This is a genomic window from Delftia sp. DT-2 (genome assembly GCF_028401915.1).
Lineage (GTDB): Bacteria > Pseudomonadota > Gammaproteobacteria > Burkholderiales > Burkholderiaceae_C > Comamonas > Comamonas tsuruhatensis.
In genome coordinates, this window is the sequence record NZ_JAQOTI010000013.1 from 62,932 (window position 1) to 84,800 (window position 21,869).

At 69.0% G+C, this 21,869-nt stretch carries 19 protein-coding genes; 14 read left to right on the plus strand and 5 right to left on the minus strand.

Annotation, left to right across the window (positions count from 1 at the left end):
* Position 1: 1 nt before the first annotated feature.
* The 11 genes from PO605_RS22785 to PO605_RS22835 all read left to right on the plus strand — a co-directional run bounded on the left by PO605_RS22785 (position 2) and on the right by PO605_RS22835 (position 12,764).
* Complete coding sequence (locus PO605_RS22785; protein WP_034363620.1) at positions 2-874, plus strand: branched-chain amino acid ABC transporter permease; 873 nt, start codon at positions 2-4, stop codon at positions 872-874.
* Positions 875-1,004: 130 nt separating this feature from the next.
* The gene (locus PO605_RS22790; RefSeq protein WP_047473263.1) at positions 1,005-2,042 is read left to right on the plus strand and encodes a branched-chain amino acid ABC transporter permease; all 1,038 of its coding nucleotides are present in this window, start codon (positions 1,005-1,007) and stop codon (positions 2,040-2,042) included.
* A 29-nt stretch (positions 2,043-2,071) separates the two neighbouring features.
* Positions 2,072-2,950, plus strand: coding sequence for an enoyl-CoA hydratase-related protein (locus tag PO605_RS22795; protein WP_272206900.1), 879 nt, complete (start codon positions 2,072-2,074; stop codon positions 2,948-2,950).
* A 143-nt stretch (positions 2,951-3,093) separates the two neighbouring features.
* Positions 3,094-4,308, plus strand: a complete 1,215-nt coding sequence (locus tag PO605_RS22800) for an ABC transporter substrate-binding protein (protein WP_047472343.1) — start codon at positions 3,094-3,096, stop codon at positions 4,306-4,308.
* A gap of 34 nt (positions 4,309-4,342) precedes the next feature.
* Positions 4,343-5,995 carry a long-chain-fatty-acid--CoA ligase gene (locus tag PO605_RS22805; protein WP_047472337.1) on the plus strand — a complete coding sequence of 551 codons (1,653 nt, stop codon included), beginning with the start codon at positions 4,343-4,345 and terminating at the stop codon, positions 5,993-5,995.
* A gap of 134 nt (positions 5,996-6,129) precedes the next feature.
* The gene (locus tag PO605_RS22810) at positions 6,130-7,212 is read left to right on the plus strand and encodes a CaiB/BaiF CoA transferase family protein (protein ID WP_047472339.1); all 1,083 of its coding nucleotides are present in this window, start codon (positions 6,130-6,132) and stop codon (positions 7,210-7,212) included.
* 9 nt (positions 7,213-7,221) lie between these two features.
* Positions 7,222-8,784 carry a long-chain-fatty-acid--CoA ligase gene (locus tag PO605_RS22815; RefSeq protein ID WP_272206901.1) on the plus strand — a complete coding sequence of 521 codons (1,563 nt, stop codon included), beginning with the start codon at positions 7,222-7,224 and terminating at the stop codon, positions 8,782-8,784.
* 25 nt (positions 8,785-8,809) lie between these two features.
* Entirely contained in the window at positions 8,810-9,958 is a 1,149-nt protein-coding gene (locus PO605_RS22820) for an acyl-CoA dehydrogenase family protein (protein ID WP_047218395.1), read from the plus strand.
* Positions 9,959-10,035: 77 nt separating this feature from the next.
* Positions 10,036-10,926 (plus strand): SDR family oxidoreductase, encoded by an 891-nt coding sequence (locus PO605_RS22825; RefSeq protein WP_016449208.1) that lies wholly within the window; start codon positions 10,036-10,038, stop codon positions 10,924-10,926.
* A 17-nt stretch (positions 10,927-10,943) separates the two neighbouring features.
* Positions 10,944-11,756 carry a crotonase/enoyl-CoA hydratase family protein gene (locus PO605_RS22830; RefSeq protein WP_016449207.1) on the plus strand — a complete coding sequence of 271 codons (813 nt, stop codon included), beginning with the start codon at positions 10,944-10,946 and terminating at the stop codon, positions 11,754-11,756.
* 261 nt (positions 11,757-12,017) lie between these two features.
* Positions 12,018-12,764: a 3'-5' exonuclease gene (locus tag PO605_RS22835; RefSeq protein WP_047471501.1), complete on the plus strand. Its 747-nt coding sequence runs from the start codon at positions 12,018-12,020 to the stop codon at positions 12,762-12,764.
* Here the strand turns inward: PO605_RS22835 and PO605_RS22840 are convergent.
* The gene (locus tag PO605_RS22840; RefSeq protein WP_272206902.1) at positions 12,761-13,939 is read right to left on the minus strand and encodes a GGDEF domain-containing protein; all 1,179 of its coding nucleotides are present in this window, start codon (positions 13,937-13,939) and stop codon (positions 12,761-12,763) included. The two genes, PO605_RS22835 and PO605_RS22840, sit on opposite strands and share 4 nt — an antisense overlap.
* A gap of 314 nt (positions 13,940-14,253) precedes the next feature.
* On the opposite strand from PO605_RS22840, the gene PO605_RS22845 reads away from it, so the two are divergent.
* Entirely contained in the window at positions 14,254-15,543 is a 1,290-nt protein-coding gene (locus PO605_RS22845) for an O-acetylhomoserine aminocarboxypropyltransferase/cysteine synthase family protein (RefSeq protein ID WP_272206903.1), read from the plus strand.
* 7 nt (positions 15,544-15,550) lie between these two features.
* Here the strand turns inward: PO605_RS22845 and PO605_RS22850 are convergent, their stop codons facing one another.
* The 4 genes from PO605_RS22850 to PO605_RS22865 all read right to left on the minus strand — a co-directional run bounded on the left by PO605_RS22850 (position 15,551) and on the right by PO605_RS22865 (position 20,034).
* The gene (locus PO605_RS22850; protein WP_267177977.1) at positions 15,551-16,615 is read right to left on the minus strand and encodes a hypothetical protein; all 1,065 of its coding nucleotides are present in this window, start codon (positions 16,613-16,615) and stop codon (positions 15,551-15,553) included.
* An 86-nt stretch (positions 16,616-16,701) separates the two neighbouring features.
* Positions 16,702-18,012: an ergothioneine biosynthesis protein EgtB gene (gene egtB, locus PO605_RS22855; RefSeq protein WP_046241878.1), complete on the minus strand. Its 1,311-nt coding sequence runs from the start codon at positions 18,010-18,012 to the stop codon at positions 16,702-16,704.
* Positions 17,999-19,057 (minus strand): L-histidine N(alpha)-methyltransferase, encoded by a 1,059-nt coding sequence (gene egtD, locus PO605_RS22860; protein WP_047473347.1) that lies wholly within the window; start codon positions 19,055-19,057, stop codon positions 17,999-18,001. Before egtD ends, egtB begins: the two co-directional genes overlap by 14 nt.
* A gap of 362 nt (positions 19,058-19,419) precedes the next feature.
* Complete coding sequence (locus PO605_RS22865) at positions 19,420-20,034, minus strand: OmpW/AlkL family protein (RefSeq protein WP_016449200.1); 615 nt, start codon at positions 20,032-20,034, stop codon at positions 19,420-19,422.
* Between the two features lie 230 nt (positions 20,035-20,264).
* On the opposite strand from PO605_RS22865, the gene PO605_RS22870 reads away from it, so the two are divergent.
* Both PO605_RS22870 and PO605_RS22875 read left to right on the plus strand, forming a co-directional pair.
* Positions 20,265-20,780 carry a sigma-70 family RNA polymerase sigma factor gene (locus PO605_RS22870; RefSeq protein ID WP_016449199.1) on the plus strand — a complete coding sequence of 172 codons (516 nt, stop codon included), beginning with the start codon at positions 20,265-20,267 and terminating at the stop codon, positions 20,778-20,780.
* Complete coding sequence (locus PO605_RS22875) at positions 20,777-21,814, plus strand: FecR family protein (protein ID WP_272206904.1); 1,038 nt, start codon at positions 20,777-20,779, stop codon at positions 21,812-21,814. Before PO605_RS22870 ends, PO605_RS22875 begins: the two co-directional genes overlap by 4 nt.
* The last annotated feature ends 55 nt before the right edge of the window (positions 21,815-21,869 follow it).

Here is a 21,869-nt window from a genome sequence, read left to right on the forward strand (position 1 = left end):
CATGGACGCCTTCATCCACCAGTTGCTGGCCGGCCTGGCCACGGGCGGTATCTACGCCACCGTGGCGCTGGCCCTGGTCATGATCTACCAGGCCACGCACCACATCAATTTCGCGCAGGGCGAGATGGCCATGTTCTCCACCTTCATCGCCTGGGCGCTGCTGCAGGCGGGGCTGCCGTACTGGTGGGCCTTCCTGGCCACGGTGGCGCTGTCCTTCGTGCTGGGCGCGGCCGTGGAGTTCGCCATCATCCGCCCCATGCACAAGGCGGCGGACCTGGCCCAGGTGGTGGTCTTCATCGGCCTGCTGATCGTCTTCCACAGCCTGGCCGGCTGGATCTTCGGCTACACCATCAAGGAGTTCCCCAGCCCGTTCCCGGCCGACGCCTGGTATGGCAGCGCCCTGATGTCGGCCCATGAGGTGGGCACCATCTTCGTGGCGCTGTCCATCGTGGCCCTGCTGTTTGCCTTCTTCCGGCTCACGCCGCTGGGGCTGGCCATGCGCGCGGCCGCGCAGAACCCGGCCTCCTCGCGCCTGGTGGGCATCTCCGTGGGGCGCATGCTGATGCTGGGCTGGGGCCTGGCCGGCGCCATCGGCGCGGTGGCCGGGATGATGGTGGCGCCCGTGGTTTTCCTTGATCCGCACATGATGAGCGGCGTGCTGCTGTATGCCTTTGCGGGCGCGCTGCTGGGCGGCATCGACAGCCCCGCGGGCGCCGTGCTGGGCGGCTTCATCGTGGGCGTGCTGGAAAACCTGGTGGGCAGCTACGTCGTTGGCACCGAACTCAAGCTTTCTGTGGCCCTGGTGCTGATCGTGGGCGTGCTCATCGTGCGGCCGGCCGGGCTGATGGGCCGCAAAGTCGTCAGGAGGGTTTGAACAATGCCCTCCCTGAGCGGCTACGCCGCTTCCCGTTGCACGGCGCCCCCTCTTTCGCTACGCGGGAGGGGGACGACACCCTCGCTTTTGGGCCACGCCAGTTTTGTGCCCAACGCCCTGGAGAACAATGATGTCCACACGATCCGCCTCCTCGTCTGACGCACTGGTCGACGCCACCAGCGCGCGCCGCCCCCTGCCCCTCGGAACGGTACTGATCGCGGCGCTGGCGCTGGCGGCCTGCTCGCTGGTCTTCGTGGCCAAGGGCTACCAGCTGTTCCAGGCCACCATGGTGCTGGCCTATGCCGTGGCCCTGGTGGGGCTGAACATCCTCACGGGCTACAGCGGCCAGATCTCGCTGGGCCATGGCGCCTTCTTCGCCATAGGCGCCTATGCGGCCGGCATCCTGATGGACCGCGCGGGCCTGGTCTACTGGCTGGCCGTGCCTGCAGCGGGCCTGGTGAGCCTGGCGGCGGGCTACCTGTTCGGGCGGCCCGCGCTCAGGCTGGAAGGGCTGTACCTGGCGCTGGCCACCTTTGCGCTGGGCGTGGCCATGCCCCAGCTGCTCAAGTACCGCCACCTGGAGGCCTGGACCGGCGGCGTGGGCGGCATCGTGCTGACCAAGCCCGAGGCGCCCTGGGGCCTGCCGCTGGATGCCGACCAGTGGTTCTACCTCTATGCATTGGCCGTGGCGGCCCTGCTGTTCTGGATGGCGCGCAACCTCATAGACAGCGGCAGCGGCCTGGCGCTGCGCGCCATCCGCGACCATGCCATGGCGGCCGAGGCCATGGGCGTGGACAACGCGCACTGCAAGTCCATGGCCTTTGCGATTTCGGCCGGCTACACGGGCGTGGGCGGCGCGCTGTCGGCCATTGCCGTGCAGTTCGTGGCGCCCGACTCCTTCACCATGTTCCTGTCGATTTCGCTGCTGGTGGGCGTGGTGGTGGGCGGAGTGGGAACGCTGTGGGGCGCGCTGTTCGGCGCCCTGTTCATCATGTTCATCCCGGGGCTGGCCGAGCAGGTGTCCAAGGCCGCGCCCTGGGCCGTCTACGGCACCGTGCTCATCGTCTTCATGTTCGCCATGCCCGGCGGCGTGATGGGCCTGCTGCACCGACTGGGCCGACCGGGCCGGCCGGGCCTGCACCTGCCCCGGCAGCGGCCGCGCACCTGACTTTCCATCCCCACCCACAGGAGTCCCCCATGAATTCCAGTCAGGCCGTCCGCATGGAACGCCACGGCAACAACGGCGACAGCGGCAACAACGGCGAGATCGCACTCATCGTCCTCCAGGACAGCGCCCGCATGAATCCGCTGGGCAGGCCCTTGCAGCTGCGGCTGCGCGAACTGCTGGCCGAGGTGCGCGAGGACACCTCCCTCCGCGCCCTGGTGCTCACCGCCGAGGGCCGGGGCTTTTGCGTGGGCGCGGACCTGTCGTCCATGGGCGGCTCACAAGGCGGGGCACAAGGTGGGGCACAAGGCGGGGCCCAGGCCGATGGCCGCACGCTGGGCGCGCAGACGGCCGACAACATGCAGCAGCTGTCCAACCGCCTCATCCTGGACCTGCAGCAGTTGCCCGTGCCCGTGGTCTGCGCCATCAACGGCGCGGCAGCCGGGGCCGGCGTGGGCCTGGCCCTGGCCGGCGATGTGGCGCTGGCGGCGCGCTCGGCCTACTTCTACCTGCCTTTCCTGCCGCGCCTTGGCATCGTGCCGGACCTGGGCACCACCTGGTTCATCGAACGCCGGCTGGGCCGTGCGCGCGCCATGGGCCTGTCCCTGCTGGGCGACAGGCTGGGCGCGCAGCAGGCCGCCGACTGGGGCCTGGTCTGGGCCTGCGTGGACGACGAGGCCCTGCGCGAGCAGGCCCTGGCCGCGGCCGCCCGCCTGGCGCGGCTGCCGGCCGGTGCCGTGCTGGAAGCCCGCCGCGCGCTGGACCACGCAGCCGCTTCCACGCTGGAGCAGCAGCTTCACTACGAGGCTGAACGCCAGCGCGAGCTGGTGGGCGCGCCGGCCTTCATGGAAGGCGTGCAGGCCTTCATGCAAAAGCGCGAGCCCGTGTTCGCGCCCCGCCAGCCGGGCTGAGCGCCACACCTTCCCGACGCACCTTGCTGCGCCCGCACATGCATTCGTCGGAATCGACGATGGGCGCGCGCCGGGCCGGTTCCTACCATGGACCGGCCACCACAAGAAAAGCGGGCACGGCGCCCGCAAGCCAGGAGACCACCATGCGCAACCCCTTCGCCCGCGGCCCCCGGGCCATGATCGCCTGCCTGGCGCTGGTCCTGCCGGCCGTCACCCCGGTGCCAGCCCAGGCCCAGACCCAGAAGAAGTACGACACCGGCGCCAGCGACACCGAGATCCGCATCGGCAACTTCGTGCCCTACTCGGGCCCGGTGTCGGCCTACGGAACCATCGGCAAGGCCCATGCGGCCTACTTCGCCAAGATCAACGCCGAGGGCGGCATCAACGGCCGCAAGATCACCTACCTCTCGGCCGACGACGCCTACAACCCCGCCCAGAGCGTGGAGCAGACGCGCAAGCTGGTCGAGCGCGACGGCGTGCTGCTGATGTTCGGCGCGCTGGGCACCTCGCACAACCAGGCCGTGCATCGCTACATGAACCAGCGCAAGGTGCCCCAGCTGTTCGTCTCCACGGGCGCCACGCGCTGGGGCGATCCGAAGAACTTCCCCTGGACCATGGGCTGGCAGCCCACCTACCAGCTCGAAGGCCGCACCTTCGCCCAGCACATCCTGGCCACGCGGCCCCAGGCCAAGGTGGCCGTCCTGATGCAGAACGACGACTTCGGCAAGGACTACCTCAAGGGCGTGCTCGATGGCTTCGGCGAGCAGGCCAAGCAGCGCATCGTCGTGCAGCAGACCTACGAGGTCGGCGACCCCACGGTGGACAGCCAGATGGTGGCGCTCAAGGGCTCGGGGGCGGACACCTTCATCAACATCAGCACGCCCAAGTTCGCGGCCCAGTCCATACGCAAGGCCGCCGACATCGGCTGGAAGCCTGCGCACTACCTGGTCAGCGTCTCGCTGTCCATCAGCTCGGTGCTCAAGCCCGCGGGCCTGGACAACGCGCGCGGCGTGATGACGGCCAGCTACCTGCGCGAGCCCTCGGACCCCAGCAACCAGGGCACGCCCGAGCTGGCGGGCTACCTGGCCTTCATGAAGCAGTTCTACCCGGCCGGCGACCCCAACGATTCGCTCAACGTCATCGGCTACTCCCAGGCCCAGACCCTGGTGCAGGTGCTCAGGCAGGCCGGCGACGAGCTCACGCGCGCCAACATCATGAAGCAGGCCGCCAGCCTGAAGATGGACCTGCCCATGCTCTACCCGGGCATCAGCCTGCAGACCGGTGCGGACGATTTCTTCCCCATCAAGAAGATGCAGCTCGTGCGCTTCGACGGCAGCCGCTACGCGCCCGTGCAATGACCCCGGCCTTCAGGACAACGACAGGAGACACCCCATGCCCGCCTTGCAAGGACTGATGCAGGACCGCCCGCTCATGATCTCGTCGCTGATCGAGCATGCGGCGCGCTTTCACCCGCACACCGAGATCGTCTCGCGCCTGCCGGAAACCCGGGACGGTGGCCTGCACCGCACCGACTGGGCCGGCATGCGCCGCGCCTCCTGCCAGGTGGCCAACGCCCTGCAGTCGCTGGGCGTGCAGCCTGGCGAACGCGTGGGCACGCTGGCCTGGAACAGCTGGCGCCACCTGGCGCTGTACTTCGGCGTCTCGGGCAGCGGCGCGGTGCTGCACACCATCAACCCGCGCCTGTTTCCCGAGCAGATCGAATACATCGCCAACCATGCCGAGGACCGGGTGCTGTTCTTCGACGTGACCTTCGCGCCGCTGGTGGAAAAGCTCGCACCGCATCTGAAGACCGTCACCACGTATGTCTGCATGAGTTCGCGCGAGCACATGCCCGCGCTGGACCTTCCCGGCCTGCACTGCTGGGACGAGCTGGTGGGCAACCAGAGCGAGGACTTCGAGTGGCCCGAGTTCGACGAGCGCACGGCCTCGTCGCTGTGCTACACCTCGGGCACCACGGGCCACCCCAAGGGCGTGCTGTACTCGCACCGCTCCACCGTGCTGCACACGCTGATGGAGCTGGCGCCCGACACCTTCGGCCTGAACGCGCGCGAGACCGTGATGCTCATCGTGCCCATGTTCCATGCCAACGCCTGGGGCACGCCCTATGCGGCGGCCATGGCCGGCGCACGGCTGGTGCTGCCCGGCCCCCACCTGGACGGCCAGAGCGTCTACGAGCTCATGCGCGACGAGAAGGTCACCTTCTCCCAGGGCGTGCCCACCGTGTGGCTGATGCTGTTCCAGTACCTGGATGCGCATCCTGACATCGACCCGCGCGCGCTGGGCGTCAAGAGCATAGGCATCGGCGGCGCGGCCGTGCCGCGCGCCATGCTGGAGCGCTTCGAGAACCAGTTCGGCGCCCAGGTCGTGCAGGGCTGGGGCATGACCGAGACCAGCCCCATCGGCGTGGTCAGCAAGCTGCTGCCCCGGCACGACGCGCTGTCGGGCGAGGAACTGGTCAAGGTCAAGCTCAAGCAGGGGCGCGGCGTCTGGGGCGTGGACCTCAAGATCGTGGACGACGACGGCCGGCCCCAGCCCTGGGACGGCCAGGCCCGGGGACACCTGCGCGTGCGCGGCCCCTGGATCGCCAGCGGCTACTTCAAGGGCGAAGGCGGCTCGCCCGTCGATGAGGAAGGCTTCTTCACCACGGGCGACGTGGCCACCATCGATGCCGACGGCTTCCTGCAGTTGGTGGACCGCGCCAAGGACGTGATCAAGTCGGGCGGCGAGTGGATTTCCTCCATCGACGTGGAGAACGCCGCCATGGGCCATCCCGGCGTGGCCGAGGCCGCCATCATCGGCGTGGCCCATCCCAAGTGGCAGGAGCGGCCGCTGCTGCTGGTGGTGCCGCGCGCAGGCCACAGCGTCAGCCGCGAGTCCATGCTCGACTTCCTGTCCACGCGCATCGCCAAATGGTGGCTGCCCGACGATGTCCTGCAGGTGGCCGAGCTGCCGCACACGGCCACGGGAAAACTGCTAAAGACCAAGCTGCGCGAGGAGTACAGGAATTACCCCCTGAGCCGCTGAGCGGCTTCCCCCAATGGGGGACGACACCTTCGGTGCGGGGCGGCCCTTCCTCGGTGTCTCTCGCTTGGACAACGCCAGTTCCATAGCGCTCTGCTCTATGGTTCATTGAAGAAAAGAGAACAAAGGAGACCTCCATGCCAGGACCGCTTGAAGGCGTGCGCGTGGTCGAGTTCGCGGGCCTGGGCCCGGGGCCGTTCTGCGCCATGCTGCTGGCCGACATGGGTGCCGAGGTGCTGCGCATCGCGCGGCCCGGCACGCCGGTCGATGCGCAGGACATCACCACGCGCAGCCGCAGCCAGGTCGAGATCGACCTGCGCGGCGAGGAAGGCCAGGCCTCGGCCCTGGCGCTGATCGCACGCGCCGACCTGCTGCTCGAGGGCTTTCGGCCCGGCGTGATGGAGCGCCTGGGCCTGGGGCCCGAGCCCTGCCTGGCGCGCAACCCGCGCCTGGTCTACGGCCGCATGACGGGCTGGGGCCAGCACGGGCCGCTGGCGCATGCGGCGGGGCATGACATCAACTACATCGCCATCTCCGGCGCCCTGCACGCCATCGGCCGCGCGGGCGAGGCGCCCGTGCCGCCGCTCAACTACGTGGGCGACTTCGGCGGCGGCGGCATGCTGCTGGCCGTGGGCCTGCTGGCCGCCCTGCACGAGGCCGGGCGCAGCGGCCGGGGCCAGGTCATCGATGCGGCCATGACCGATGGCACGGCCCTGCTGTCGGCCTTCATGTACGGCTTCAAGGCCAAGGGCCAGTGGAGCAACCAGCGCGGAGAGAACCTGCTGGACGGCGGCGCGCACTTCTATGACACCTATGCCTGCGCCGACGGCAAATACATCGCCATAGGCGCGATAGAGCCGCAGTTCTACGCCGAGCTGCGCCAGCGCTGCGGCATACAGGACCCGCTGTTCGACGCGCAGCTGGACGCCGCGCGCTGGCCCCTGCTCAAGCTGCGCCTGGCCGACGTGTTCCGCACGCGCACGCGCCAGCAGTGGTGCGAGCTGCTGGAAGGCAGCGATGCCTGCTTCGCGCCCGTGCTCGACTGGGACGAGGCGCCCCAGCACGCCCACAACCGCGCGCGCGCCACGTTCACCGAGGCCGGTGGCGTGCTCCAGCCCGCGCCGGCGCCGCGCTTTTCGCGCAGCGTGCCCGAGCAGCCCCGCCCCCCGCGCGCCGCCAGCCTGCAAGACACGCTGGCCGCCTGGAATGCCCGCTCCTGAGGAAACCCCATGCCCATGTATCTCACCCAGGCCATCCACAAGGGCCGCCGCGAAAGGGCCGGCGCCACGGCAGCCATCTGCGGCGCAGAGCAGGCCAGCTGGTTGCAGCTTGCGCAGCGCATCGAGCGCTGTGCCGGCCTGCTGCGGGCGCTGGACGTGGCGCCCGGCGACCGCGTCGGCATGATGGGCCTGAACTCCATCCGCTACCTTGAATACTTCTATGGCTGCTGGTGGGCAGGCGCCGCGGTCAACCCCGTCAACATCCGCTGGAGCGCGCACGAGGTGGCCTACTCGCTGGACGATTGCGACACGCGCGTGCTCTTCGTGGACGATGCCTTCGCGCCCCTGGTGCCCCGGCTGCGCGAGCTGTCCTCCAGCCTGTGCACCGTGGTGTTCTGCGGCACGGGCGCCGCGCCCGAAGGCGCGCTGCACTACGAACAATTGCTGGCCGCCGCCACGCCCTGCGCCGACGCGCTGCGCAGCGGCACCGACCTGGCCGCCGTCATGTACACAGGCGGCACCACGGGCCGGCCCAAGGGGGTGATGCTCAGCCACGACAACCTGTTCATCAACGCCCTGTCCAATGCCAGCAACGTGCCGCGCCAGCATGTGAAGGTGGGCATGGTGGTCACGCCCATGTTCCATGTGGCCGGCTGCGGCCTGGCCCTGCTCATGGCCCAGCGCCTGGTGCCCCAGGTCATCGTGCCGGCCTTCGACGAGCTGGCCATCCTCGCCGGCATCCAGCAGCACGGCGTGAACGAGCTGTTCCTGGTGCCCACCATGATCCGCCGGCTGATCGAGCATCCGCGCATGGCCGAATTCGACCTGTCCAGCCTGCGCCTCATGCTCTATGGCGCGGCGCCCATCGACGCCAGCCTGCTGGAGCGCGCCATGCAGGCATTGCCCGGCGCCGACTTCGCCCAGGCCTACGGCATGACCGAGCTGTCGCCCACCATCGTGTCCATGGGCCCGGCCGAGCACCGTCCCGGCCCGCAGCGCGAGCGCCTGCTGCGCGCGGCCGGCCGGCCCGTGACCATTGCCGAGGTGCGCATCGTCGATGGCGAGGGCCGCGAGCTGCCGCCCGGCGAGGTGGGCGAGATCACGGCGCGCGGCCCCATGGTCATGCAGGGCTACTGGAACAAACCTGCCGAGACAGCCGCCGCGCTCAAGGACGGCTGGATGCACACGGGCGACATGGGCCGGCTGGATGCCGACGGCTACCTCTTCGTCGTGGACCGGCTCAAGGACATGATCGTCAGCGGCGGCGAGAACGTGTATTCGGCCGAGGTCGAGAACGCCATCGCCCAGCTGCCCCAGGTCGCCATGTGCGCCGTCATCGGCGTGCCCGACGAACGCTGGGGCGAGCGCGTGCACGCCGTGATCGTCGCGCGCGAGGGCCAGCCGCTGACCGAGGCCGAGGTCATCGCCCACTGCCGCGAACGCATCGCGGGCTACAAGTGCCCGCGCTCGGTGGAGTTCCGCAGCGAGCTGCCGCTGTCGGCCGCCGGCAAGCTGCAGAAATTCCAGCTGCGCGAGCCCTACTGGCAGGGCCGCGAACGCCGCATCAACTGAACCCCTCAATCCACCGGTCCAAGCCATGCCACTGCAACTGACACGCTCCTGGAGCACCCCCGAACTGGAAAGCCTGCGCGCCACCGCCGTGCGCTTTCTGGAAACCGAAATGCAGCCGCAGGACGAGGCCGCACGCCAGCGCGGCAACGTGGGCCATGCCATCTGGCGCCGCGCCGGCGAGCTGGGCCTGCTGTGCACCGACATCCCCGAGGACTACGGCGGCGGCGGCGGCGACTTCCGCCACGAGGCCGTGATCCACGAGGAGATGGCGCGCCGCGCCCTCTCGGGCATGAGCAACTCCGTGCATTCCATCGTGGCCCACTACCTGCTCAACCATGGCACCGAGGCGCAAAAGCGCAAGTACCTGCCCGCCATGGCGCGCGGCGAACTGGTGGGCGCCATCGCCATGACCGAGCCCGGCGCGGGCTCGGACCTGCAGGGCGTGCGCACGCGCGCAGAACTCAGGGACGGCCGCTACCGCATCAACGGCAGCAAGACCTTCATCACCAACGGCCTGCTGGCCGGCCTGATCCTCGTGGTCTGCAAGACCGACCCGGCCCAGGGCGCGCGCGGCACCTCCATCCTCATCGTGGAGACCCGGGACTGCGCGGGCTTTCGCGTGGGCCGCGTGCTCGACAAGATGGGCATGAAGGCCCAGGACACCTCGGAGCTGTTCTTCGACGACGTGACCGTGCCGCAGGACGCGCTGCTGGGCGGGCGCGAAGGCCAGGGCTTCTACCAGCTCATGGGCGACCTGCCCTACGAACGCCTGATCATCGGCCTGGCCGCCCTGGCCTGCATGGAAGGCGCCTATGAGGCCACGCTGGCCTATGTGCGCGAGCGCCGCGCCTTCGGCCAGGCCATTGCCGACATGCAGAACACCCGGTTCAAGCTCGCCGAGGTGGCCACCACGCTGACCGTGGGCCGCGCCTTCATCGACCGCTGCGTGGAGCAGCTGGTGGCCGGCACGCTGGACACGGCCACGGCCTCCATGGCCAAGCTCTGGGGCTCGGAAGCGCAGGGCCGCGTGCTCGACGAACTCGTGCAGCTGCATGGTGGCTACGGCTACATGAACGAATACATGGTCACGCGCATGTACGCCGATGCGCGCGTGCAGCGCATCTACGGCGGCACCAGCGAAATCATGAAGGAAGTGATCTCGCGCGCGCTCTGACGCTCCGATCCCCTGGCGGCGCCAAGCGCTGCCGCAGTCCCCCTATTCCTTCCCCGGCAGCACAGGAGACAGCAGCCATGACCCTCGACGACCTCATCTACAAGCCCGGCCTGCTCCAGGGCGAACGCATCCTCGTCACCGGCGGCGGCACCGGCCTGGGCCGTGTCATGGCCGAGGCGTTTCTCATGCTGGGCGCCGACATCCACCTGTGCGGCCGGCGCGGCGCCGTGGTCGAGCAGACAGCGCAGGAGCTGGTGCAGCAGCACGGCGGCCGGGCCACGGGCCATGCCTGCGACGTGCGCCAGCCCGAGGCCGTGGAGCAGATGATCGAGGCCATCTGGGCCGACGGCGGCGCGCTCACGGGCCTGGTCAACAACGCGGCCGGCAACTTCGTGAGCCGCACCGAGGACCTGTCCATGCGCGCCTTCGACGCCGTGGCCAACATCGTCATGCGCGGCAGCTTCAACCTCACGCTGGAGTGCGGCCGCCGCTGGCTGGCCGAGGGCCGCAAGGCCAGCGTGCTGTCCATCCTCACCACCTGGGTCTGGAACGGCTCGGCCTTCACCGTGCCCTCGGCCATGGCCAAGTCGGGCGTGCATGCCATGACGCAGTCGCTGGCCGTGGAATGGGGCAACCGGGGCATACGCTTCAACGCCATCGCGCCGGGCCTGTTTCCCACCGAAGGCATGAGCGCGCGGCTGAACCCGCAGGGCGGCGAGCATGTGCGCGCCGACAACCCCATGGGCCGCAACGGCCGCATGCCCGAGCTGGCCAACCTGGCCGTCTTCCTCATGAGCCGCCAGGCCGAGTACCTGACGGGACAGACCATCGCCATAGACGGCGGACAATACCAGGCGACGGGCGGCAACTTCGCCGGGCTGGCCAGCTGGAGCGACCAGGACTGGGCGAATGCGCGCAGCGCCATCGAATCGCGCAACGCGGCCGACCGCCAGCAAAGAACCGCATAGACACAAGGAGACAAGCCATGAGCCAAGAACGCGTGCGCATATCGGTGGACCACGGCGTGGCCGAGGTGACCCTGGCCCGGCCCGACAAGATGAATGCGCTGGACCCCGCCATGTTCGACGCACTGATCGACGCATTGGCGCGGCTGCGGGACACGCCCGGGTTGCGCGCCGTGGTGCTGCATGGCGAGGGGCGCGCCTTCTGCGCGGGCCTGGACATGGGCAGCATGGCCGGCATTGCCGACGGCCAGCAGACGGCGGACATGACGGACCTGGCCGCGCGCACGCACGGCATTGCCAACCGCTTCCAGCAGATCTGCTGGGGCTGGCGCGAACTGCCCGTGCCCGTGATCGCCGCCGTGCACGGCGTGGCCTACGGCGGCGGCCTGCAGCTGGCGCTGGGCGCGGACATCCGCCTGGTGGCCGAGGATGCGCGGCTGTCCATCATGGAAATCAAGTGGGGACTGGTGCCCGACATGGCCGGCTGCGCGCTGGCCGCGCCGCTGGTGCGCGGCGACGTGCTGCGCGAGCTGGTCTACACGGGCCGCATCGTGCCCGGCCCCGAGGCCGTGGCCCTGGGCCTGGCCACGCGCGTGAGTTCCGCGCCGCTGGAGGAAGCGCGCCACCTGGCCCGCCAGATCGCGGCCAGCAGCCCGCACGCCATGCGTGCGTCCAAGCGCCTGATGCAGCTCAGCGAAACGGCATCGCCCCAGGACATCCTGCTGGCCGAGGCGCGCGAGCAGCAGGCCCTGCTGGGCAGTGCCAACCAGGCCGAAGCCGTGCGCGCAGGCCTGGAAAAACGGGCCCCGGTGTTCAGCGACCAAGGCCTTTAGACACCTCTTGAAACAACCACCGGACCCTGCCCACGGGTCCGCCGCGGCCATCCGTAATTACCCTTAATCGACGCCCTTTCGCCACTGCGCTGATTTTTTAGGCATTCCGTGGAAAGCCTTGCAGGGCGCGGATTCGGCAAGTTACACCCGGAGTTTTCCACAACTCCGTCCACATGCATCGGGGATAAAAACCCGGGGCCGAAGGGACATGCAGGAGCAGGCATACTTGACGGCTCGCCTCGGCCTCCCCCCCCCTTTCCCATGCCCCGCCTGCACGCCCCCAGCAAGGAAGACAGCCGCCTGCTGCCGCCTTTTTCCGCCCTGCCGGAACGCTGCATCCACGTGCCCGCCACCGACGCCGAATTCGCGGCCGCCCGCGCCGCGCTGATGGCCGCGCCCGTGCTCGGCTTCGATACCGAGAGCAAGCCTCTTTTCCACGCCAGCCAGACCGACACCGGCCCCCATGTGGTGCAACTGTCCACCTGCGACCAGGCCTGGCTGCTGCAGCTGCACCATGCGCAGGCACGCGCGCTTGCGGCCGACGTGCTGGCCAGCGAGGCCATCTGCAAGGCCGGCTTCGGGCTGGACCATGACCGCAGCGCGCTGCCCGCGCGCCTGGGCGTGGCGCTGAACAACGTGATCGACCTGGACCGCGTGTTCAAGCGCCATGGCTACGCCAGCTCGGTAGGCGTGCGCGCGGCCGTGGCCCTGGTGCTGGGGCAGAACTTCCAAAAGTCCAAGAAGATCTCCACCTCCAACTGGGCTGCACCGCAACTGAGCCTGGCCCAGCGCCACTATGCGGCCAACGACGCCCACGGCGCCGCCATGGTGCATGCCGCGCTGCCGGGCTGGGAGCTGCGCCAGCCGGCAGCGGCCCAGCGGCCTTCCAGGCCTGCGCTTGAACCGCGCGGGCCGCGCGAGTCCAGCGCCCCGCAGACGCCGCAGACAACGCGTCCGCCCCGCACCGCTCGCCTGCTGCAGGCTGCGGTCGCGCCGGCCAAGTCCTAGAGCGTTTCCTCTTCCTTCACCAGCCGCACCCGGTCCCGGCCTGCGCGCTTGGCCTCGTAGAGCATGGCGTCGGCACGCGCGAGCGCCTGCTCCAGCGTCTGGCCCGACGCCATCCAGGCCACGCCGAAGCTGGCGGTGATGCGCACCTCGTCGGGCAGCCCGCTGAAGCCCATCAGGCGCAGCTGGGTCTGTATGCGCCGGGTGATCGACTGCACGGCCAGAGGGTCCGCACGCGGCAGCAAGGCCACGAACTCCTCCCCGCCAAAGCGGGCCACCAGGTCCTGCTGGCGCGTGCTGCGCAGCAGCAGTCGCGCAAAGCGCTGCAGCACTTCGTCACCGGCAGCGTGGCCCCAGCCGTCGTTGACCCGCTTGAAATGGTCCAGATCACAGACCAGCACGGCGGCTGAAAGCTGAGGGTGCTCGGCCCGCCGGCGCTGCACCTCCTCCTTGAAGGCGCGCCGGTTCAGCAGCCCTGTCAGCGGATCGCGGTCGCGCTCCTCACGCAGCTCCTGCACGGTGTCGCGCACCGCCGCCGCCAGGAACACAATGGCGAACAGCAGGCCGAACACCAGCAGGCTCAGCTGCTTCGCCAGGCACGCGGAAGAAATGCCCAGCCATTCACTGGCCGCGTCGGCCGGTGGCGAGGCGCCAGGCGGTGTCAGCCACAGCGCACGAACGAAAAAGCTCAGCGCAAAGACCACGAACACCCCCAGCAGCAGCCGGTCCCAGTCCGTACCGGGATGCCTGCGCGGCAAACGCCACAACGGCAGGGCCAGTTGCAGTCCCAGGCCGAAATTGAGCACATGCTGGCGCGCCTGCGCATCGGGAACGACCCAGGCGTAGTAGCCCAGCACCGCCAGCACTGCGCTGCCAAAGACAGCCGCCAGCGGCGCATCCGGTCGCACGCCCTGGCGCATGGCCATGGCCTCGGTGATGAACCAGGCCGCACACAGCTGCAGCGCGGCCGTGGCCAGCGCATTGACGGGCACGGCCGCAGGCCGCTCCAGGACCTGCAGCAGCAGCGCCAGGCTGAATCCGGTGAAGGCGAGGGACATGCTGCGCAACTCGCGCCGGGCACGCAGATGCCGCCAGCAGACATAGAAACAGCCGGCCAGCAGCGAGGTGCACAAGGGCACCGCCAGCGCCAGAAAATGTCTTGCTGTCAACGTCACCATCAACTCCCGAATGGAGTCTAGCGATCAGGTCACGTTACAACACGTTGTTAACAAAAATACACATTCACTCACGATCCTGGCAAAGCCAGGCCGGACATATCTGCGCACGGCAGAGGAGCAACCGGTCTGCGGCGTATATGTTCGTAACCAACGCATCGTTGGGCACCGGAGGCCGGCACGCCACAATGCCAACCGTCCTCCGCTTGTAAAACCTCAGGACTTACGCAAACAGGATGCGGGAACGCGCCGCTGCCCATGGCAAATGGCCCGCCCTGCCCTTCTTGCGTAAGCCGTCACCAGAAAGGCAATCTTCCATGCGCATCGAAACCCTGGCCGTCCACGCCGGCTACTCGCCCGACCCCACCACCAAGTCGGCCGCCGTGCCCATCTACCAGACCGTGGCCTATGCCTTCGACAGTGCCCAGCATGGCGCCGACCTGTTCGACCTCAAGGTGGCCGGCAACATCTACACGCGCATCATGAACCCCACCACCGACGTGCTGGAAAAGCGCGTCGCGGCGCTGGAAGGCGGCATTGCCGCCGTGGCCGTGGCCTCGGGCATGGCCGCCATCACCTATGCCATCCAGGCCATCGCGGAGGCAGGCGACAACATCGTCTCGGCCAGCACGCTCTACGGCGGCACCTACAACCTGTTCGCCCACACCTTCCCGCAGCAGGGCATCACGGTGCGCTTTGCCGATCCGCGCGACCCGGCCAGCTTCGCCCAGCACATCGACGAGAAGACCAAGGCCATCTTCATCGAGTCCATCGGCAACCCGCTGGGCAATGTCACCGACATCCGCGCCCTGGCCGACGTGGCCCACGCCCATGGCGTGCCGCTGATCGTGGACAACACCGTGCCCAGCCCCTACCTGCTGCGCCCCATCGAGCATGGCGCCGACATCGTGGTGCACTCGCTGACCAAGTACCTGGGCGGCCACGGCAACAGCGTGGGCGGCGCCGTCGTGGACAGCGGCAAGTTCCCCTGGGCCGAGCACAAGGCCCGCTTCAAGCGCCTGAACGAGCCCGATGTCAGCTACCACGGCGTGGTCTACACCGAGGCCCTGGGCGAGGCCGCCTACATCGGCCGCGTGCGCGTGGTGCCGCTGCGCAATACCGGCGCCGCACTGTCGCCGCACAACGCCTTCCTGATCCTGCAGGGCATAGAGACGCTGGCCCTGCGCATGGACCGCATCTGCGAGAACACCCAGAAGATCGCCGAGACGCTGCAAAGGCATCCCAAGATCGAATGGGTGCGCTACGCCGGCCTGCAGGACCATCCCGACCACGCCCTGGTGAAGAAGCAGCTGGGCGGCCGCGCCTCGGGCATCCTGTCGTTCAGCCTCAGGAACGGCAACGGCGACAGCGACACCCGCGCCGCCGGTGCGCGCTTCCTGGATGCGCTGCAGCTGTTCACGCGCCTGGTCAACATCGGCGACGCCAAGTCCCTGGCCACGCACCCGGCATCGACCACGCACCGCCAGCTCGACGCCGAGGAACTGGCCAAGGCCGGCGTCACCGAAGGCATGGTGCGCCTGTCCGTGGGCATTGAGCACATCAGCGACCTGCTGGCCGACCTGGAGCAGGCGCTGGACAAGGTCTGAGACGCCCTCAGGGCCTGCGCGAGCGCTCGCGCAGTTCCTGCGAGGAATAGAAGATCAGCGGGTCCGGCGTGCGCTGCGGATTGGCGCAGGGCTCGATGGCATGGCCGCGCGGCGGGGCGCAGCGGGCCAGGTCACGCAGCTGGGCCTGGGTTCGTTCGGCGTGGCGCGCGGCGGTCTCTCCTTCGGAGGGGCGGCTGCCGGGCACGATCAGGCGCAGCTCCATCTTGCGGATGGCCGGCTCCACGGCGTAGGTGCCCTGGAACTGCAGCACCACGCGGCGCTCGGGCAAGTCCACCGTGGCCAGCACGGCACGCATGGGCACGGGAATCATCGCTCCCGACTGGTAGCGCACCAGCACGAAGGGCGCAAAGGGCTTGGGCAGCTTCAGCGCCAGCGTCTGGCCCTTGCCGTTTCCATTGCCGTTACGCGCATCGGCACGCACGCGCAGCTGTCCGCCATCGGGCAGATAGCGGTCCAGCCGCCAGCCGGTGGCCACGCGCTGCGCGCCCACACAGGGCGCGTAGTAGTACTCGGTGGGGTCGGCATCCTTGCCCGTGTACAGCATCTGGGCGCCTTCATGCTCGGTCAGCGTCTTGATGGCCGCATCGGCGCCATCCGCCTGTGCGCCGACCAGCGTGCCGCCGCGCACGAACACGCCCGTATACGGGAACCAGGTGGTGCGCTGGTTGGCCACGGCGCCATAGGGCTTGCATTCGGTGGACATGCTCTGGTCCTGCATGTCGGCATGCGGGGCCACGGGCTCGCCGCCCTGGCCGCCGCCCTGGTCGGCCAGGGTCAGGCGGCCATCGGACTCGATGGTGAAGGTGGCCTTGGCCACCATGGAGTAGTAGCGGCCGGCTGCGTCTTCGCCGATCAGCAGCAGGCTGGGCAGGGGCGTGAGATTGGCCACCTCGGGCTCGGCGCGCGGCGTGTCGGCCGGGGCCTGGGCAGGCACCTGGGGCCGGGGCTGCTCCTGTGGCTGGCTGGGCGCCGGAGCCTGGGGCGGCGCAGTGGCGCAGCCGGCAAGGACCAGGGACAGCGGCATGGCAAGAACAAGCGAACGCAACAACATGGAACTCCCTCGGATCATTGAGGCCGACGATGCTACTGCATGCACCGGCGGGCGGCGCAATGCATGGGGATGCGGCAGGGGCAGGCTCAAGCCGGATCCCGCGCCAGCCGCAGGCCGGTCATCTGCCAGCGCGCCTGCGTGGGAAAGAAATTGCGGTAGCTGGCGCGCGCATGGCCTGGCGGCGTGAGGCAGGAGCCGCCCCGCAGCACATACTGGTTGACCATGAACTTGCCGTTGTATTCACCCACGGCGCCCTCCGCGATCTGGAAGCCCGGGTAGGCGCCGTAGGCGGACTGGGTCCATTCCCAGACCTCGCCCAGCGCAAGGCTGCCGGGCTGCATGGCGCGCGGGTGCACGGGGCCGGGCGGCTCGTCGTGCTCGGGGCGCTGCGCCATGGGCGCGGCAAAGGCCGCCTCCCATTCCGCCTCGGTAGGCAAGCGCGCGCCGGCCCAGCGCGCATAGGCGTCGGCCTCGAAATACGAGATGTGGCAGACGGGGCGGCGCCCGTCCAGCGCCAGCGCGCCATGCAGGCTGAACTCCTGCCACGTGCCGTCCGATGCGCCATCCAACGCGCCGCCTGCATTGCGCCGCCAGTACCAGGGATGCTCCAGTTGCTGCGCGCAGCGCCAGTCCCAGCCTTCGGCCAGCCACCACTGCGGCTGGGCATAGCCGCCGTCCTCGACGAAGCGCAGGAACTCGGCATTGCTCACGGGCCGCTGCGCGATCTCGCAGCCTTGCACAAACACCTCGTGGCGCGGGCGCTCGTTGTCGAACGCAAAGCCCTCGCCGCCATGGCCCACGGCATGCATGCCACGCGGCACGGTCTGCCACTGCAGCGGGGCAGGCGTTCCATCTGCCGGCCCAGGCGCAGGCATGCCCTCTTCCTGCTCTCGATAGGCAGGCCACAGCGGGTGGCACGACAGCAGGTGCTTGATGTCGGTCAGCAGCAGTTCCTGGTGCTGCTGCTCATGCTGCAGGCCCAGCTCCAGCAGCGCGGCCAGCCGCGCAGGCGGCTGCGTGCCCCAGTCCTCGAACATCTGCAGCATGCGCTGGTCCACCGCCTCGCGATAGGCCAGCACCCGTGCCAGCGAGGGCCGGGTCAGCAGCCCGCGCTGGGCACGCGGATGCCGCGCACCCACCTGCTGGTAGTAGGAGTTGAACAGCACGCGGAAGTCGGGATCGAAGGGCGGCACGCCGGGCGCGTGCTCGGCCAGGACAAAGGTCTCGAAGAACCAGGTGGTATGCGCCAGATGCCATTTGGCAGGGCTGGCATCGGGCATGGACTGTACGCAGGCATCCTCGGCGGACAAGGGGGCGGCCAGCAGCACGGTGGTCTGGCGCACGGCCTCGTAGCGCTGCACCCAGCGGAAGACGGCGGGCATTTCACGCATTGGCATGGATCACGGCAAACCACTGGCGCTCATCGGTCCAGACCTGGCAGGCACCGAAGCCCGCACAGGCCAGCATGTCCAGGAAGTCGGGCAGCGGGTATTTGTAGCTGTTCTCGGTGTGTATGGTCTCGCCGGCCGCGAAGTGCCGCAGCCCCTGGGGCCAGCCCACGATCAGCGGGCGCCGCGCGCGCAGGTGCATCTCGATGCGCGAGTGCTCGGTGTTGAAGAAGGCCACATGTTCCCAGTCGCCCTCGTTGAAGTCGCTGCCCAGCAGGTGGTTCACATGGCTGAGCAGGTTGAGGTTGAAGCGCGCCGTCACGCCCTGGGCATCGTCATAGGCAGGCTCCAGCCACTGTATGGGTTTGGGCAGGTCTATGCCGATCAGCAGCCCACCGTCGTCGCTGAGCAGGGCCCGCATCTGGCCCAGCATGCGCTGGGCCTGTTCAGGGTCGAAGTTGCCTATGGACGAGCCCGGGTAGAACAGCAGCCGGCCGGCCTGCGGGATGTAGGGCGGCAGGGCCAGCGGCTCGGTGATGTCGGCCGTGACGGCATGGGCCTGCAGCTGCGGAAACTCCTCGGCCAGGCGCCGCACGGACTGGCGCAGGAAGGCGCCCGCAATGTCCACGCCCACGAAGTGCCGTGGACGCAGGCTGCGGCACAGGCCGCGCACCTTTTCGCAATTGCCGGCGCCCAGCTCGATCAGCACCTCGCTGCCGCGCAGGGCCTCGGCCATGGCCGGACCGGAGTCGGCCAGGATGGCAGCCTCGGTGCGCGTGGGGTAGTACTCGGGCAGCCGCGTGATCTGCTCGAACAGGTCGCAGCCGCGTGAGTCATAGAGAAACTTGGGCGAGACCCGGGCCTGCGGCTGCATCAGCCCGTACTGCAATTCGGCCAGGGTTGCTCGCAGGGCGCTGTCTGCCAGCTCCGGCGCAGCCTCTCTCCTGCCACCTTCGGCCGGTGGGCGCGGAGCCGAAGGCAGGGGCAGGGGCACGCGCTGGGCGCGCGAGGCCAATGGAGGGGAAGACACGGAATGATCGTGGGCATACAGCATGGTGGGGGCCTCGCGTTGTGCGCCGACCGCCTCAGCATGGTGAATGCCGCGCCCCCGCCTTGCAGCGGGGAGCGGTCGCCAAGGGGGCGGGCAGCCAGAATGAAGCCTGCAAACTGGCGTCCCGCCTCGCAAGGCGCGCGCCGACAGGCCGAGGCACCAGCCTAGGCGCCCGCCCCGGGCACGCGGGTAGGACAGTTTCCAGCGAGCGTGTCTTTTTCATGACCTGCAGATCTGGTGCGCTGCAGCATGCCGGACGAAAAAAATCCGGTATGCCGCGAACGGCATACCGGACCAAGTACCCATCCTTGCCTCACTACGCGCTGCCGGATGAAGCAGCGCGTGCCTCGCTCATGATCCGAAGATCAGAAGCGATAGCCCAGTCCCACGCCAACCAGCACGGGGTTCACCTTGAAGGTGCCCACCTTGGTGCCGCCAGCGCGCACGTCCGTCTCGATGAAGACCTTCTTCACGTCGAAATTCAGCGACCAGTTCTTGTCCAGCGCATAGTCGAAGCCGATCTGCAGCGCGCCGCCGAAACTGTTCTTCTTGATGGAGGGGTTCAGCGCGGCCTGCACGGCGGGATCGAAGTTCACGCTGGAAAAGCGCGTGAAGTTGACACCGGCGCCCACGTAGGGCTTGAACGCGCCGAAATTGGTGAAGTGGTATTGCGCCAGCAGCGTGGGCGGCAGGTGCTTGAGGCTGCCGATCTGACCCAGGCCGTTGGCACGCAGGTCATGCTTTTGCGGGTAGGTCAGCACCAGCTCGGCCGCGATGTTGGGCGTGAAGAAGTAGGACACGTCCAGCTCGGGCATCCACTTGTCATTGATCGACAGGCCCAGGCCCGTGCTGTCCTTGTTGACGCTGTCCAGGTGGACGGCGCGCACGCGCACCATCCAGGGGCCTTCGGCCTGCTGCGCAAAGGCGGCACCCGACGACAGGGCGCAAACGGCAGCAACGGCGAGCAGAGTTCTTTTCATGATGGAGAGTCTTGGAGTAGCCCGGGGCAAATCCCGTAGCTGTATTGCAGCAGGGGCAGGCAAGGCCGGTCTTGTCCTAGCTCAAATCCGAAGGTAGGCGCCGTCGCATGGCCGGATCGCGTTGGATGCATGCAACGCCATGCGCAGCAGGCCAGTTGCGGCCAGGCTGCAGCCATTGCTCAAATAGAATGCGAATCATTATCAAATCCGCTTTCCCAGGAACCCGCTCCATGGCCGCCGCGCCTTCGCACCCCGATATCGCCCTGCTCTACAGCGACCACCACGGCTGGCTGGTGGGCTGGCTCAGGCGCAGGCTGGGCAATCCCTGCGATGCGGCCGACCTGGCCCAGGACACCTTCATTCGCGTGCTGGGCAAGCCCCAGTCCCTGCATGGCGTGCGCGAGCCGCGCGCCTGGCTCACCACCATCGCCCACGGCCTGGTCGTGGACCACACACGCCGCGCCGCGCTGGAGCGCGCCTGCCTGGACGCCATCGCCAGCCTGCCCGAGCCGCTGGCGCCCTCGGCCGAGGAGCGCCATCTGCTGATCGAATCCCTGGTGCGCATGGACAACCTGCTGGCCGGCCTGCCGCCCAAGGCCCGCAGCGCCTTTCTGCTCTCCCGCCTGGAAGGCCTGAGCTACCCGGAAATCGCCCTGCAGCTGGGCGTGTGCCTGAGCTCCGTCGAGAAATACATGGCCACCGCCATACGCCACTGCCTTGCCCTGCGCAGGGAACTGACGGCGTGAGCACAGACCAGGCCCCCCAGGCGCTGGAACAGGCCATTGCCTGGGCCGTGCGGCTGGCCTCCGGCACGGCCACCGATGCCGACCGCGCCGCCTGCCAGGCATGGCGCAGCAGCCACGCCGCGCACGAACAGGCCTGGCAACAGGTCCAGGCTGTGGAGGCCCAGTTCGCCCTGCCCGCCGGCCAGGCGGGCCTGGCCCACGGCGTGCTGCGGTCCGCCGGCCCAGGGCCGGCGCGAGGCCGGCGCGCAAGCCTGCAGCGGCTGCTGTTCCTGGGCCCCGCGGCCCTGCTGCTGGGATCCATGGCATGGCGCTGGGCTGCACCGCGCGAGCAGATCGCGCTGGACACGGCCATCGGTGAGCGCCGCAGCACGCTGCTGGCCGACGGCAGCCGCCTGCACCTGGCACCGGACACGCTGGTGCAGGTGGATTTCACCTTGCTGCGCCGCGTGGTCCGCCTGGCACGCGGCGAGATCTTCATCGACACCGGCAGCGACCCGCGCTCCCTCGCGGGCCGACGCTCCTTCTGGGTGGAAACGCCGCTGGCCCGCTTCGAGGCCCTGGGCACCAGCTTCGGCGTGCGCCACGAAAAACACCCGGACACGGCCACGCGCCTGTACGTCACCGAGGGCCGCGTGGCCATCCATGTCAGGGCACTGGACGGCACTGCGCCAGGCACCCTGGACGCCATCGTCGCCACCTCCGGCGAAACCCATGTGCTGCACGCCGGCCAGCACCGCCCTGTGCGCCTGCCCGACGAAGGCCTGGTGCCCGACGCATGGACCGACGGCGTACTGGTCGCCCGCCGCATGCGCCTGGACGCCTTCGTGACCGAGCTGTCACGCCAGAGCGGCATGCCCATGGAATGCGCCGACGACGTGGCTGCCCTGCGTGTTTCAGGCGTATTCCAGCTGGACGGGCCGGATCCGGCGGGTCGTGCGCTGGCCACCATTGCCCGCACGCTGCCTGTGCGTGTGGAGCGCGGACAAGGTGCAGCCAGCGGTGCCCGCAGCGCCAGGCGCCTGGTCAAAGCCTGAGCCGGAATTTTTTCAGGCAGCCATTACGGGTTTCACACCGCCCGTTCGGCATAGG

Bases quoted from the DNA above. Each gene is read 5' to 3' on its own strand.
- PO605_RS22785 (WP_034363620.1), top strand. From the start codon at position 2: ATGGACGCCTTCATCCACCAGTTGCTGGCCGGCCTGGCCACGGGCGGT.
- PO605_RS22790 (WP_047473263.1), top strand. From the start codon at position 1,005: ATGTCCACACGATCCGCCTCCTCGTCTGACGCACTGGTCGACGCCACC.
- PO605_RS22795 (WP_272206900.1), top strand. From the start codon at position 2,072: ATGAATTCCAGTCAGGCCGTCCGCATGGAACGCCACGGCAACAACGGC.
- PO605_RS22800 (WP_047472343.1), top strand. From the start codon at position 3,094: ATGCGCAACCCCTTCGCCCGCGGCCCCCGGGCCATGATCGCCTGCCTG.
- PO605_RS22805 (WP_047472337.1), top strand. From the start codon at position 4,343: ATGCCCGCCTTGCAAGGACTGATGCAGGACCGCCCGCTCATGATCTCG.
- PO605_RS22810 (WP_047472339.1), top strand. From the start codon at position 6,130: ATGCCAGGACCGCTTGAAGGCGTGCGCGTGGTCGAGTTCGCGGGCCTG.
- PO605_RS22815 (WP_272206901.1), top strand. From the start codon at position 7,222: ATGCCCATGTATCTCACCCAGGCCATCCACAAGGGCCGCCGCGAAAGG.
- PO605_RS22820 (WP_047218395.1), top strand. From the start codon at position 8,810: ATGCCACTGCAACTGACACGCTCCTGGAGCACCCCCGAACTGGAAAGC.
- PO605_RS22825 (WP_016449208.1), top strand. From the start codon at position 10,036: ATGACCCTCGACGACCTCATCTACAAGCCCGGCCTGCTCCAGGGCGAA.
- PO605_RS22830 (WP_016449207.1), top strand. From the start codon at position 10,944: ATGAGCCAAGAACGCGTGCGCATATCGGTGGACCACGGCGTGGCCGAG.
- PO605_RS22835 (WP_047471501.1), top strand. From the start codon at position 12,018: ATGCCCCGCCTGCACGCCCCCAGCAAGGAAGACAGCCGCCTGCTGCCG.
- PO605_RS22840 (WP_272206902.1), bottom strand. From the start codon at position 13,939: ATGGTGACGTTGACAGCAAGACATTTTCTGGCGCTGGCGGTGCCCTTG.
- PO605_RS22845 (WP_272206903.1), top strand. From the start codon at position 14,254: ATGCGCATCGAAACCCTGGCCGTCCACGCCGGCTACTCGCCCGACCCC.
- PO605_RS22850 (WP_267177977.1), bottom strand. From the start codon at position 16,615: ATGTTGTTGCGTTCGCTTGTTCTTGCCATGCCGCTGTCCCTGGTCCTT.
- egtB (WP_046241878.1), bottom strand. From the start codon at position 18,012: ATGCCAATGCGTGAAATGCCCGCCGTCTTCCGCTGGGTGCAGCGCTAC.
- egtD (WP_047473347.1), bottom strand. From the start codon at position 19,057: ATGCTGTATGCCCACGATCATTCCGTGTCTTCCCCTCCATTGGCCTCG.
- PO605_RS22865 (WP_016449200.1), bottom strand. From the start codon at position 20,034: ATGAAAAGAACTCTGCTCGCCGTTGCTGCCGTTTGCGCCCTGTCGTCG.
- PO605_RS22870 (WP_016449199.1), top strand. From the start codon at position 20,265: ATGGCCGCCGCGCCTTCGCACCCCGATATCGCCCTGCTCTACAGCGAC.